Origin of the sequence: Paraglaciecola aquimarina, from assembly GCF_032464635.1 — a bacterium.
GTDB lineage: Bacteria > Pseudomonadota > Gammaproteobacteria > Enterobacterales > Alteromonadaceae > Paraglaciecola > Paraglaciecola aquimarina.
The window spans coordinates 4126287-4138759 of the sequence record NZ_JAWDIO010000002.1 but is presented as its reverse complement, the minus strand read 5'-3'; the positions used below and the strand labels follow the sequence as shown (position 1 = coordinate 4138759).

General features: G+C 40.6%; 14 protein-coding genes and 1 pseudogene. 7 read left to right on the top strand and 8 right to left on the bottom strand.

Annotated elements, in window-relative coordinates:
* Positions 1-11 precede the first annotated feature (11 nt).
* The 3 genes from RS130_RS20450 to RS130_RS20440 all read right to left on the bottom strand — a co-directional run bounded on the left by RS130_RS20450 (position 12) and on the right by RS130_RS20440 (position 2199).
* Positions 12-1016 (bottom strand): potassium channel family protein, encoded by a 1005-nt coding sequence (locus RS130_RS20450; RefSeq protein WP_316028110.1) that lies wholly within the window; start codon positions 1014-1016, stop codon positions 12-14.
* Between the two features lie 85 nt (positions 1017-1101).
* On the bottom strand, positions 1102-1782 hold the full coding sequence (locus RS130_RS20445; RefSeq protein WP_316027457.1) for a PspA/IM30 family protein: 681 nt from the start codon (positions 1780-1782) through the stop codon (positions 1102-1104).
* A gap of 27 nt (positions 1783-1809) precedes the next feature.
* Complete coding sequence (locus RS130_RS20440) at positions 1810-2199, bottom strand: YjfI family protein (protein WP_316027456.1); 390 nt, start codon at positions 2197-2199, stop codon at positions 1810-1812.
* Between the two features lie 220 nt (positions 2200-2419).
* Here RS130_RS20440 and RS130_RS20435 point away from each other — a divergent pair, with 220 nt between their 5' ends.
* From RS130_RS20435 to RS130_RS20415, 5 genes and pseudogenes are all read left to right on the top strand, one after another.
* A complete protein-coding gene (locus RS130_RS20435; protein ID WP_316027455.1) occupies positions 2420-2725 on the top strand; it encodes a DUF6471 domain-containing protein in 306 nt (101 codons plus the stop codon).
* A 218-nt stretch (positions 2726-2943) separates the two neighbouring features.
* Positions 2944-3995, top strand: a pseudogene (gene queA, locus RS130_RS20430) (tRNA preQ1(34) S-adenosylmethionine ribosyltransferase-isomerase QueA).
* A gap of 25 nt (positions 3996-4020) precedes the next feature.
* A complete protein-coding gene (locus tag RS130_RS20425; RefSeq protein ID WP_316027454.1) occupies positions 4021-4200 on the top strand; it encodes a DUF1289 domain-containing protein in 180 nt (59 codons plus the stop codon).
* 94 nt (positions 4201-4294) lie between these two features.
* Positions 4295-5221 carry a tRNA dihydrouridine(16) synthase DusC gene (dusC, locus tag RS130_RS20420; RefSeq protein ID WP_316027453.1) on the top strand — a complete coding sequence of 309 codons (927 nt, stop codon included), beginning with the start codon at positions 4295-4297 and terminating at the stop codon, positions 5219-5221.
* A 43-nt stretch (positions 5222-5264) separates the two neighbouring features.
* The gene (locus RS130_RS20415) at positions 5265-5723 is read left to right on the top strand and encodes a hypothetical protein (RefSeq protein ID WP_316027452.1); all 459 of its coding nucleotides are present in this window, start codon (positions 5265-5267) and stop codon (positions 5721-5723) included.
* A 122-nt stretch (positions 5724-5845) separates the two neighbouring features.
* Here RS130_RS20415 and RS130_RS20410 read toward each other — a convergent pair whose 3' ends face one another.
* From RS130_RS20410 to RS130_RS20400, 3 genes are all read right to left on the bottom strand, one after another.
* Positions 5846-7984, bottom strand: a complete 2139-nt coding sequence (locus RS130_RS20410; protein ID WP_316027451.1) for a TonB-dependent receptor — start codon at positions 7982-7984, stop codon at positions 5846-5848.
* Positions 7985-8056: 72 nt separating this feature from the next.
* Entirely contained in the window at positions 8057-8350 is a 294-nt protein-coding gene (locus tag RS130_RS20405; RefSeq protein WP_316027450.1) for a PepSY domain-containing protein, read from the bottom strand.
* 35 nt (positions 8351-8385) lie between these two features.
* On the bottom strand, positions 8386-9075 hold the full coding sequence (locus RS130_RS20400; RefSeq protein WP_316027449.1) for a PepSY-associated TM helix domain-containing protein: 690 nt from the start codon (positions 9073-9075) through the stop codon (positions 8386-8388).
* Positions 9076-9300: 225 nt separating this feature from the next.
* Here RS130_RS20400 and RS130_RS20395 point away from each other — a divergent pair, with 225 nt between their 5' ends.
* Positions 9301-9564 (top strand): hypothetical protein, encoded by a 264-nt coding sequence (locus RS130_RS20395; protein WP_316027448.1) that lies wholly within the window; start codon positions 9301-9303, stop codon positions 9562-9564.
* Between the two features lie 16 nt (positions 9565-9580).
* Here RS130_RS20395 and RS130_RS20390 read toward each other — a convergent pair whose 3' ends face one another.
* A complete protein-coding gene (locus tag RS130_RS20390; RefSeq protein ID WP_316027447.1) occupies positions 9581-10537 on the bottom strand; it encodes a sulfotransferase family protein in 957 nt (318 codons plus the stop codon).
* A 59-nt stretch (positions 10538-10596) separates the two neighbouring features.
* Positions 10597-11199, bottom strand: a complete 603-nt coding sequence (locus tag RS130_RS20385) for a TetR/AcrR family transcriptional regulator (protein ID WP_316027446.1) — start codon at positions 11197-11199, stop codon at positions 10597-10599.
* A 118-nt stretch (positions 11200-11317) separates the two neighbouring features.
* Here RS130_RS20385 and RS130_RS20380 point away from each other — a divergent pair, with 118 nt between their 5' ends.
* Positions 11318-12394 (top strand): MBL fold metallo-hydrolase, encoded by a 1077-nt coding sequence (locus RS130_RS20380; RefSeq protein WP_316027445.1) that lies wholly within the window; start codon positions 11318-11320, stop codon positions 12392-12394.
* Positions 12395-12473: the final 79 nt, after the last annotated feature.

The following is a 12473-nucleotide window of genomic DNA, read 5'->3' as shown; positions in this document are numbered from 1 at the left end:
TTAGTCACCAATCAGGCTTTTAAAAACGCTTGCCAATGTATGTCTGTAATGCGTTTTTCTGCGATATAAAACACTTTATCGCCAGGGTATAACAACATATCTAAATCTGGGTTAACGATAATTTTTAATTTGTCATTAGCTTTAACCGTGGCAATAAGGGTGGCGCGATAATGACGTTTTAGATGTTCAAAAAGATTTTCTACTTTCATGGCTGGCAGATGATCGGGGATCTGAACCGAATACTGTGCTTGGCCAAGGTTGACGTCAAGCAGGTCATGATGCAACAAGCTAGAGCCAGGATCGAAGGCCGACTTAGCTAACATTTCAACTGCCACGCTTGGTGTACATTCAACATTAGGACAGTGTTTTTGCAGCAGGCTAACTAAACTTTCATCGTTGAAATAAGCCACCATTTGCGCCTTGGGATTACGTTGGCTGCAATATAAAGCCGTGGTCATGGTTAAATCATCTTCAGGATTATCCATGAGCACAACGCTTGCCTTGTCTATACAAGCTCGGTTCATATCTTCGTCGTTACTAAAGGTGGTGACTTTTATAAACTCAATCTCGCCTTGCAGGGGATTAGATATATTGGCTCTAACACAGAGGACGATAGTTGGTTTGTCTTCGATTGATGCGCGTTCGCGAAGTAGTAAATTGAGTAATCGGATAGTACGTTGGCCGTTCCAACCCAATACCAATATATGATTTTCAAGGTGTAAATTCTTCAAACCTTTTGCTCCTTTTTGCCATTGGTTAGACACCCATCTGGCGGTTCTTCCCAGTACTAAAGCAAATATTGTGAGGCCCAGCGGAATGACATAAAACGATACGATGTATTTACCGGCAACGGTGGTGGGAGACAAATCCCCATAGCCGACTGTTGAGCCAGTGACGACGATCCAGTAGATAAATTCTGTGGGTTCTGTGAGATCTGTTTCGCCTGCTAGATTCAACAAAATCCAACTACTTAGGCCATAAAACAGAAGCGTTAGTACAATGCTGTACCAACGCATCTCTGAAAATACTCGGGCAATCAATGCTCTTAATTGTGGAAACTTATGGATCACTCATCCCCTTATATTATTTTATGACTTACCGCTATTTACCTAAAATACGACTCAGTTCATCATCAGCAGATGTTGTGCCGCCAGCAATACCGGCTTCCGCCAGACGTTTTGACAAGTCATCGCTAGACTCTTCTGTGGCTAGCTCTTCAGCCGCTTGCAATTCAGCATTGCGTAAATTTTGCTTTTCTTGAATACGTGACAACGATTCAGTTGCCGTTTTCATTTTGCTGTTTGCACCTAAGTGACGTGATGATACGGCAACTTGGGCTTTTTGCACAGACTCAGTAGCCTTTACCATGTCAACCTGTTGTTCTAAGCGTTTTAGGTTGTTTTTAGCTTGGCTAATATTGCTCGCTAGCTGCTTTTCAGACGTTTTAAACTGATCAAGGTACTTTTGTTCTGTATCTTGTTCGGCTCGTAAATCACTGACTTTTTGCGCACAATCTAAAGCTAGTTGGCGATCAGTATCAACCGCTTTTCTAGCATGAGCTTCGTACTGCTCAATAGAGCCTTGTAAACTATCTACTTTTTGCTGAGCCAATTTACACTTAGCTAAAATTTGTGTTCTGGCGTGATCTGATTTACGTAGCTCTTCTTTGGCTTCGCGAATTTCTTGTTCGAGAATACGAATGGCCTGGCTATCTACTACAGATTGTGCCGCTTCTGTTGCTCCACCTTTTACAGCAGTGACTAATTTTCTCCAAACTGACATATTCTTTCTCCTAATTTTACAAAATGACTATTGCAAATGGTCTTGATAAGCATCTAAAAATGCTTCGACATTTTGAAATAGTGTTGTTAATTCTATGACCACACTTTCAGCTTTGGATTGTGAGCTTAACGAACCAAATGCCGTATAATACTCGTCGCCTGCGACCTGAGATATTCCAACCGTTGTGAGTGGGAAGATCATGTGGGTTTTTAAAATCTCTTCGTTTAGTGCTGCTTGGTCTTTCACTTCAGACTTAGCAAACAATAGTGATTCCACTAAAATTTGTTCACCACTGATGGCTAACCAAGCGTCAATACCATCGGCATTGGCAATCAATAAACAGTTTTCTTCTCGTGTGATCACTAAATCGTTGTGATCCGCTAATAGGGTCTCAAGTTGGTTAAGATCCCAAGTCATGGCTTCTCTCCTGTAAGGCTAATGACTAAATAAGCAATGGTACTTATGTCATCCACTTAGGTAATAATAAGTGGGTTGTAATACTATGAACGTATTACGTGACACAGTTTAGTCACCAGTAAGTTAAAATGTCAATTTATTTTTTTCAACATTTGATATTTATATGTTTTAAATGTAAATTATACTTCACGTTTGTTTGGTTTTATAGCGGCCCTTAAATATGTCTACAACAGATAATAAATCAGTTAATCAAGTAAATCCCAATGTTTCTGCAGATTGGAGACAATTAGTACAACGTATATTAAAAGCTGAAATGTCGAAGCGCGGCACAAAATACCAAGATCTAAGCGACAGATTAGCCCAAATAGGTATTTATCAAAGCGCAGATAACCTCAGAAATAAAGTGAATAAAGGAATTATGGGGGCAGATTTGTTGTTACAAATCATGTACGTGCTAAATATGCGTAGAATTGAGCGAGATGACATTGTGGATATTTTTGCTGACCTTGGCAGTCCATTGGAGTGAATGCTGGGCAAAGTGAGTAAAAAGCAAAAAAAAACCCGGTAACAATGGATGTTCCGGGCAATACAGTTTGGGAGAAAACGTCAATAATCTAACTGTGAATTTATAGTAGGGCAGTAAAATGCATGTCGCAATGCTACTTTAGTATGCTGAGCGAATTGCAGGTATTAAAAAATATACGTAAAATGCCTTTGAAAAATTTAGGCCTAAATGAGAGCTGTATGAAGTTATCCGATTTCCAATTTGATTTACCCGAATCGCTGATTGCGCGATACCCAACCAAACAAAGGACCGCCAGTCGATTGATGCATCTTGAAGGGAATTCAGGCGTTATCACTGATCGACAATTTAGCCAAATGCCTGCGCTACTGGATAGTGGTGATTTACTGATTTTTAATAACACTCGGGTAATACCAGCACGTTTGTTAGGGCAAAAAGAGTCGGGGGAAAAGTCGAAGTACTGGTCGAACGCGTGCTTGACGAGCACAGTGTGCTAGCTCATGTTAGAGCTAGTAAGTCACCTAAGGTCGGTAGCAAATTAATTCTCGAGAGTAAAGTTGAAGTAGAAATGGTCGCTAGACACGAGGCTTTGTTCGAACTGAAATTTTTGGCTGACGCGCCAGTCTTATCTATTTTAGAAGAGTTTGGGCATATGCCTTTGCCACCTTACATTGATCGCCCAGACGAAGATTCTGATAAAGAGCGCTATCAAACCGTCTACAATCAAGTGCCTGGGGCCGTTGCTGCGCCCACAGCTGGTTTACATTTTGATGAAGACATTTTAGCGCAATTAGCGGCTAAAGGGGTGAAGTCTGAGTTTGTTACTTTGCATGTGGGGGCTGGTACCTTTCAGCCAGTTCGGGTGGATAATATACTTGAGCATAAAATGCATTCTGAGTATGCGCAAGTGTCACAACAAGTAGTAGATGCCATTCTAGCGACTAAAGCTGCAGGAAAACGAGTGATAGCAGTCGGTACTACCTCGGTTCGTTCTATAGAGTCAGCCGCGCAAGATGCGATTAAGAACAATACCGAGCTAAAACCATTCTTTGCAGATACCGATATCTTTATTTATCCTGGTTACCAATTTCAAATAATCGATGCCATGTTCACTAATTTTCATTTGTCTGAGTCTACATTACTAATGTTAGTCAGTGCCTTTGCCGGCAAAGAAAACATCTTCAATGCTTATCAACAAGCGATTGAAAAAGAATACCGTTTCTTTAGCTATGGTGATTCGATGTTTTTAACAAAAAAAGACAACGAGTCGTGAACAGATGACGCAAAGGTCAGAGATTGTGTCTCCTTGTATCGGTAATTGTTGTCTAGATGAAAAAGATATGTGTTTGGGTTGTTTTCGTATGCTGGACGACATTTTACAGTGGTCCGCATCGGCTGATGAACAAAAGCAAAGAGTGTTAGATGCCTGTGAAAAACGCCGATTGGAGCATAAGAGTCTATACAACAAGCCATATTGAAATTATTTTTGGCCCTAGCTTGTTTCTCACTATTAGCAACTAGCTAGTTTTGCTACCATCCCGCCTTTAATGTTTGAACGGTACTTATTCTGCAATGCAAATTACTCTAGCTCCCATGGAAGGGGTAGTTGATCACCTAATGCGCGACATGTTGACTCAAGTCGGTGGCTTTGACTTATGTGTTACCGAGTTTGTGCGGGTGGTTGAACAGCTAATGCCTAAAAAGGTGTTTTACCGTTTGTGCCCAGAGCTAAAAAACGACGGATTTACGCCTAGCGGTGTACCGGTCAAAGTTCAGTTGCTTGGCCAACATGCCCAGTGGTTGGCCGAAAATGCACTACGTGCCGTTGAATTAGGCTCTCATGGTGTTGACTTGAATTTCGGTTGCCCAGCAAAGACCGTTAACAAAAGTAAGGGTGGGGCAATATTGTTGCGTGAGCCTGAAACTATTCATCAAATTGTCAAAGCTGTGCGCTTAGCTGTACCTCAAGAGCAGCCTGTTTCTGCCAAAATGCGTTTAGGTTTTGATGACAGTTCATTAGCCATCGAGAACGCTCAAGCCATTGCCGACGCGGGGGCAAGCTCGTTGGTGATTCATGCCCGTACTAAAGTAGATGGATATAAACCACCTGCGTATTGGCAGAGCATCGCCAAGATCAAGCAGCATGTGGATATTCCTATTGTTGCTAATGGTGAAATATGGAATGCAGCCGACGCTGTCAATTGCCAACAACAATCTGCCTGCGACAATATTATGTTAGGTAGGGGGGCTTTAGCTTTGCCTAATTTGGCTAGGGTAATTAGAGGTGAGCAAGGGCACATGCCTTGGCAACAAGTTAAGGCGCTATTAGTGACATATTCAGGTTACGAGCTGTATGGAGACAAAGGTAAATATTATCCTAACCGGGTTAAACAATGGTTTGGTTATTTAAGTCGTGAATATCCAGAAGCCAAAGAATTGTTTACGCGTATTTGTCGATTAAAAGACTCAGCGAGCATACTGGAGCAAATTCAAGGTTAATGTTAATGTTGATAAAATTAAGCAGCACAGGGAATTGAATAGCATGAAATATACATCCAGCATTTATATTGGCACAGAAGACAGTATTGATTTTTCAACGGCAGAATCAACCTTGCTGCCTAATGGGTTTAAAGTTTTGTATAAAAGTGCAAATTCTATTGTATTCACCGGGACTGTGATGCAAAGCACTAAAGAAGCGCCAATTCGGGGGGCAACACGTATTGCTCTGAAATTAGAAGCAGGCTTGTTAAAGCTGGATGCTAACCTTGGCGGGGTGTTATGGATGTCTATTTTTGTTTGTTTATTTCCCCCTTTACTTGTGTTTTTTATCGGTGGGGCTAGTGATGATTATTTTAACGCAATATTGCCTTGGTTGCTTATTGGACCGGCTATGTCTTATTGGCTTAGGCATAGAACAATAAGGGCACTGCGCACTATGCTAGAAAATTTCGGTCAACTTCCATTTGGCAACGTCAAAAGTAATAACAATTCCATCAAATAACGATGCATTCTGAGCGAGCTGTTATCAATATGGAATAGGATAAAAGCGAGTATGAGGCTTAATATAAAAAACAAAACGCAGCCTATATGGCTGCGTTTTGTTTCGTTTAAGCAATCAGTGTATTAGAACTGGTATTTAACCCCAACATTTGCTGTTGTGCCTAAGCCTTTTACGTTATAGCCCCCATAGCGATAAGACTGTGATTTGGCTGGGAAGTAATCTTCGTTTAATAAGTTTTCTATGCCAAAAAATGCATTTAATTGAGGGCTAATTACATATTGGCCACTTAAATTAACTATTTGGTAACTGTTTACTGGGCCTTGGTCTCCAACGTAGACACCTTCGCTATTTGGCTCAAAACGTTTGCGATCAGCTACATGTAGATAACTTAAGCTCATAGATAAGTCTTCATGCGGTTGCCAAGCTAAGTTAACTGTTGCTTTGGGCGGTGATATTTGTCGCGCTCCCAAAGAGGCATCAGCGGCGGTATCTTTACCTTCAACGTAACTGTATGTTGCCACTATCTGCAATTCTGGTGTAATACGGTAGTCAACTAACCCCTCATAACCCCATATTTTTTGTGGAGCTCGCACCGGTAAATACACCCCTGTCGTTTCGTCAAATACGCTAGTGGTACCTAGTTCAGATGTACTGCGATAAACCGCGAATTCAAAACGTAAGTCTTGGTTAACCTGTGAGTTAAATCCCATTTCATAATTGTCTATGATCGAGGCTTCAGTTTGAATTTGAGTAATATTGGTGACGGTTGCGGCGCGAAGTAATCGACCAATATCTGAGATATCCGCTCCTTGTGAATAACTCGCAAAGGGGCTAAATAAAGCTGATAAATTATACTTTATTCCGGCATTGTATGTGGTGGCTTTGTAGTCAATGGTACCGCCAGTCACGGCTATAGAGGCTTGGCACTGGTCAGTTGATCTGCACTGTTTTAAGGTTTGATAGTCGTCTACTTGCAGTTCAATGTCTTCTTTGCGGATCCCCAACTTGATAATAATGTCGTCATCGATCACCCATTTACTTTGTAAAAATCCAGCTAGGTTTTTCATGTCCATTTCTGGTACCCAAATACGACCATCAACCAAAGGCTGTGATGTAATATCATTGAGTGAGTCAACGCCATAGATTAACGAGGCTTCAACGTTGTCAAAATCGACTTGGGTATTGAACGTGATCCGGCCACCCATTTTTTCAGATTTAATAACCGATTGACCGCCCGTATAGCCTTCATCAGGATTGGCAAAAGTGGGCGAATAGAAAAATGTGTTCTCTATATCTTGTTGGTAAAAATCGATAGTCATTTGGCTGTTATAAAAAATGTCAGCATCAACGTATTTAACCATTAGGTTAGTGTTGCCGTCTTGCCCTTGAGGTTCGCCCTTCTTTTGTTGATCTAAGGGAACATGAATAGCATAAGTCTTTTCACCCAGATTGATGTCTCCAGATACGTCGCCTAAGTCTGTTTTTTGCTGTGAGCTATAAAAGTTATAACTAAGTTGTAGTGATTTATCTTGATCAAATTGATAGCCGAGTTTAGTGAAATAATTCTGTGTCTCTGCGTCAGACAAGCCATATTGCAAGCCTGGAATATCACCTTCAGCGTCACGTTGTACGCCATTTTGTTCATAACTCGCAGTGAATAGATAACTTAGTTTATCAATTGTGCCGTTAACTGCCGCTTCTAGACGGGCACCGGCTGTTTCATCAGGAACAACCAAGCTAAAACGACTCGATACACTTACTTCGCCGGCTAGTTTTTTATCAGTGGATTGCTTGGTTATATAGTTAATGATACCGCCAGCAGCGCCATTTCCGTATATGGAAGTGGCTCCTTTAATGACTTCTATGCGTTCGATTGCGCTAGGGTCTAGGGTCTTGATGCCTAAGGATCCATTTCGTAAAGGCGTTGATTGGGGGACACCATCTATCATTACTAGTGGTGCACGGCCACGTAATGTTTGACCAGCGTTACTCGATGTACCTGTGCTTGGCGCCATACCTGGCACATACATAGCTAACAAGCTTTGTAGCTCAGGTGATACTTTTAAATGTTGCTCAATTTTGGCTCTGCTTATGACAGTAATTGATGCTGGCACTTCGTCAATACTTTCAACGATTCGGCTGCCAGTAACAATAATATTTTCCATATTATCTGTGCTTTTTTTAGTGGTTTGAGCATAAGCCTGTGTCGATAATTGTGCAGAAATCGCGATGGCAAGTAGTGTTAATTGTGTATTTTTCATGATGAAACATAGATCCTTTATTTTTTTGTGGATCTTAATGATAATGAGTTTCATTTGCAAGTGTGTTTTAGGTTATCTTTTAGTGGTTTTATGTCGGCAATACCAAAGGTAAATGCCCGATAGCAGGAAAAACAGCGGGGTTAGGGCTAACAATAGCCAGAATATCTGTACTATGGGTCCTGCAAAATCTCCTATATGAAATTTATATTTAAAATTCCACACTTGGGTTGCGATAGAAGCTCGGCTTGCATCGTAGACTTGCAGCACCTCGGCTGTGTAAGGATTAATCCACACCCAGCTATAAGCGTGACTTTCGCCCGGCATTTGCATTCTCAGAGCCATTGGCTCAGTTGGCTCTTTTGCCATATACACCCTATAAAGGGTTGCTTCAGGTAAGGCATTTACCCCCGTTCCAGAGCCAGAGTGAGTTGCCTTGTTGCGATGGGCTGGGCTGTAATCTCTGGGGCTTGCGGCCTTTGTTCTATATCGCTAAAGGTAATCACTTCTACCACACTTGAGGTTTGGCTTGGCCAATGAAATGCAATGCCACTAAAAGCAATAAGGGCGATAGGAAGGCACAGATAAACACCGATTACTGTATGTAGTTGATAAAATAACGTTCTGGCTTTGGCTTTTTTATTAATTTTTAGGCGTTTGAGCCGATGCTTAGGTCTTATCCATAAGTAAAATCCAAGTAGCACTTCTACGATCAAACATAATGTTGCAATTGACACCCATACTTTAAAAGGGTGACTCCCGTCTTTGTTTTGCAGTAATAACCAGCGGTGAAATGCCATAGTGAAACCATAGAATGTTTCATAGTAGTCGTATTCCAACAAAACACTGCCAGTATAGGGGTTGACACTCACATAACGCTGGTTAGCGAGGGCAAGTTGCCATGCTAAGCTTTGCTCATGAGCTGGTTCCACTCTAGACACTTGCTGTAACGTTTGTGCTTCGACTTGGTTGATTAATTGAGAGAAATCCAGTGGTTTAGATTGAGGTTCTACTCGCCAATAGTCTGGATTGACAAAGTGTTGAATGTCTTTGGCGTAAACCAATAATGCACCGGTAATACTTGAACTGATCAAAAATAGCCCAGAAAAAATGGCAAGTAATAAGTGTATTCGACGTAACCACAATTTTAACAAAATGAAACTTCAATACTATCAATAGAATATGCATTAATTGTAAATGAGAATTGTTAATGTTTATAGTTATTCTGTTGATAATAGTTGATAAATATTCTCCCAAGATGTGTTCAAACTATGCTAGGGTATGTAGGGTATGAAACATAATAGCTAGGAGTAGTATGTATGTCTGTCAAAATTATTCATTACGCGAAACCTATTGCTACCAGTGTTAAAACTATTGTTGAATCTGCTTTTATTGAATTTTCCATTGGGGTTATTTGTACTGCTTTAGCCTTTTATACCTATGGATCTGCTGTCGTTTTATTTGTCTCTTCTGCCGTTATTGCCATTACATGTTGGTTGCTCACACTTTACAATATTTATATGGTTATTCAGGATCTGCGCTTAGAAAGTTTAAAGCGCTCTCAAGCGAAATTGCGTCATTAATTTTCATTTTTTATAGTCAATCTTTGCCCATTGATGTTGTTACCTGGTGGACAAAATTTGTCGGTTTAACCAATTGTAACACTCGCTGTTTAGATTCTTCGTCTAGCAAGTTGTCTTTTGCATGTCCGTCTAGCAGCGTATTCATTTGTTTAATGTGCGGTAGCAATTGCTCCTTATCTTTAGCTTTGAGGTTATAGCGATTGATAACTCTAAGTATGTTGACTGAGGCTGCATTTAAGCTTTGATTTTGCCTTGGGGTAGGGTTGTCGTGAGGCGTCGCTAACCCCAGTCTTTGGCTGACTTGTTGCACGACATCACCGTTATATTCAAATGCATACACGCTGTCTTCACCAAATAAACCTTGGCAGTCATTAACAAAACCTTGGTAGTCTAAATGTTGTACGAACCAGTCGATGTCTAACATTTGCGCCACACTTAGATCCTTGCCATAACATGGATTACTGCTTACTTTTGGGTTGCGGATACATTGTTTGTAGTAACTTTCGATAAAGCTTACGGGCTCACGAAACCATACCCAAATGTTAACTTCGAATAGGCTATTTAGTTCAGACAAAATACTTTTGGATTGCGTAGGGAAGTCCCACCAATAATTGAATATACCTTCCGACGACAAAATAATGGTATGAGTATTTGGTTTAATTTGGTTGATAATATTTCTAAAATTGGCAACGAAGTTTTCAGTGTGGGTGGTGAGCAAGTTCTTTTCAAACCATTGATGCTTAGGTGTATTGGGGTTGGGCATGGTGTCTAGATTATGTGGGTAGAGAATGCCTAAGGCTCGGAGTTTACGTTGCTTTTTATCTAAGTACCTTTGCAAACTTGTTGTACCGGTTTTTGGCGTTCCCACATGGATGAGTAATTTTAGTTTTTGCTTAGTACTAGTTTGTGTCTGGGCTAATTGCTCAGCTAGCGACGCTAATTGTTGGTTGTGGTGAATGTTTGACTGTGTCATCTAGTGGCTGAATCTGTGATTTTGAATGATTCGCTATTTTATCACAAGCAATACAATCATCAGTGGTGCAGCTGATATTGTTTTAAGAACATACTTACCGCAGATGCAATAATCTGTTGCTGCTGTTCGGTATCAGGAAATGCTTGGCCCTGAATGACTTGAGGCCAAAAACAAAATACTTTCAGAAGAGCAAAAAATTGAGCCGCAGCAAAATCAACATCCACAGCTATTAACTTCTGATCTTTTTGCGCTGCCATTATCCAAGCTGATAAATTTCCATCTCTCTTTTCAACTTCCTCTAGTGCCTGATTGATCCTCGCCGGAGAATGTATGGTTTCTGCCATGATAACTTTAGCTAAATCTACAAAAGCTGGGTCAGCCAGTAATTGCAACTCTTGTTGGGCAATATCTTGTAATTGATTTGCTAATGCTTCAGTTGCTGAATATTGAATGCTAATCGAAGCGTTAAATAGCATCAGCATTTCATCGATAATGGCATCGAATAATATGTCTTTGCTGGCAAAGTGGTTATAAACAGTTCTTTTAGACACGTTGGCGGTCAAGGCTATTTGGTCCATACTTGTGTCTTTGAAGCCTTTCGCCTTAAATTCACTGATCGCCGAATTTATGATCGCTTTTCTTTTCTTACTATTTTTCGCCATGTCTATTGCTGTATTTTATGCTGATCCAAATATTATTTTTACACTTAGTAGTTTACTTTTCAAATAAAATAATTACACTGTACAGTGTAGTTTATATTTGGCCTATGAGTCGTGGATTATGAAAAAATTAGTGTTAGTTAGTTTAGGAGTGCTTGTTATGTTGTTTACTTTTTGTCAATCGCAGCCAAAGCAAACAGAAGTGCTGCATTCTGAGCAATTTAACGCCGGAAAATTCCACAATAAGAAGCAATTCGAAAATATGGGCTTAGCAGATTTGCCAGCTTATATTCATCGCTACTTCAGTGAAAAACGGGTCGATATCTCACCTGAAAAGCCTATCCCTGTACAGCAGATTACACAGCAGGTGTTGGCAACGCTACCCGAAAATAGTTTTACGCTTTTTAGATTGGGCCACTCGAGCTTTTTGATCAAAGTGAAACAAGCGTATTGGTTGATCGATCCGGTGTTTTCAGAAAGGGCGTCTCCTTTCAGTTTTATGGGGCCAAAACGTTTTCATGAAACGCCTATTGATATTGAGGCGTTACCGGATATTGAAGGCGTGATCATATCCCATAATCATTATGATCATTTAGACAAAGCAGCAATCAAAGCGCTAAATGGAAAAGTAGGTAAATATGTTGTACCGCTAGCTTTAGGTAACGATTTAAGAGATTGGGGAGTGGCAGCAGATAACATTATCGAATTAGATTGGTGGCAATCGGCACAAGTTGGTGAACTCTCACTGACATCCACCCCAGCGCAGCATTTTTCTGGCAGGGGACTGAGTGATGGTAATAAAACGCTATGGAGTTCTTGGGTAATAAAAAATCAAGACAACTCGTTGTTTTATAGCGGAGACAGCGGATACTTTGACGGTTTTGCTGAAATAGGTAAGCAATATGGACCATTTGATTTAACCATAATTGAAACGGGCGCTTACGACAAAGACTGGCCTGATGTGCATATGACACCAGAACAAAGCTTACAAGCTCATCTTGATGTGCGAGGCGGAAAAATGTTACCGGCACATAACGGCACATTTGACTTAGCGTTTCACCCTTGGCACGAACCTTTTGAACGGATTGTTGATTTAGCTAAACAGTTTCAGGTTGATATTATTACCCCAATTGTGGGGGAACCAATTGATATTAAAGAAAATAACAGCCGCGTTGCTTGGTGGCGTGGATTAAATTAACAAGCTGTTCATTATTATCGAGAGATGAGCATTTTGCGGTAAATAGGGTATATACTTGAGATGGATGATGGGGTATTTT

Coding starts and splice junctions, on each gene's coding strand:
- RS130_RS20395 (WP_316027448.1), top strand. CDS start 9,301: ATGTCTGTCAAAATTATTCATTACGCGAAACCTATTGCTACCAGTGTT.
- RS130_RS20415 (WP_316027452.1), top strand. CDS start 5,265: ATGAAATATACATCCAGCATTTATATTGGCACAGAAGACAGTATTGAT.
- RS130_RS20410 (WP_316027451.1), bottom strand. CDS start 7,984: ATGAAAAATACACAATTAACACTACTTGCCATCGCGATTTCTGCACAA.
- RS130_RS20385 (WP_316027446.1), bottom strand. CDS start 11,199: ATGGCGAAAAATAGTAAGAAAAGAAAAGCGATCATAAATTCGGCGATC.
- RS130_RS20405 (WP_316027450.1), bottom strand. CDS start 8,350: ATGGCAAAAGAGCCAACTGAGCCAATGGCTCTGAGAATGCAAATGCCG.
- RS130_RS20380 (WP_316027445.1), top strand. CDS start 11,318: ATGAAAAAATTAGTGTTAGTTAGTTTAGGAGTGCTTGTTATGTTGTTT.
- RS130_RS20390 (WP_316027447.1), bottom strand. CDS start 10,537: ATGACACAGTCAAACATTCACCACAACCAACAATTAGCGTCGCTAGCT.
- RS130_RS20440 (WP_316027456.1), bottom strand. CDS start 2,199: ATGACTTGGGATCTTAACCAACTTGAGACCCTATTAGCGGATCACAAC.
- RS130_RS20450 (WP_316028110.1), bottom strand. CDS start 1,016: ATGCGTTGGTACAGCATTGTACTAACGCTTCTGTTTTATGGCCTAAGT.
- dusC (WP_316027453.1), top strand. CDS start 4,295: ATGCAAATTACTCTAGCTCCCATGGAAGGGGTAGTTGATCACCTAATG.
- RS130_RS20435 (WP_316027455.1), top strand. CDS start 2,420: ATGTCTACAACAGATAATAAATCAGTTAATCAAGTAAATCCCAATGTT.
- RS130_RS20445 (WP_316027457.1), bottom strand. CDS start 1,782: ATGTCAGTTTGGAGAAAATTAGTCACTGCTGTAAAAGGTGGAGCAACA.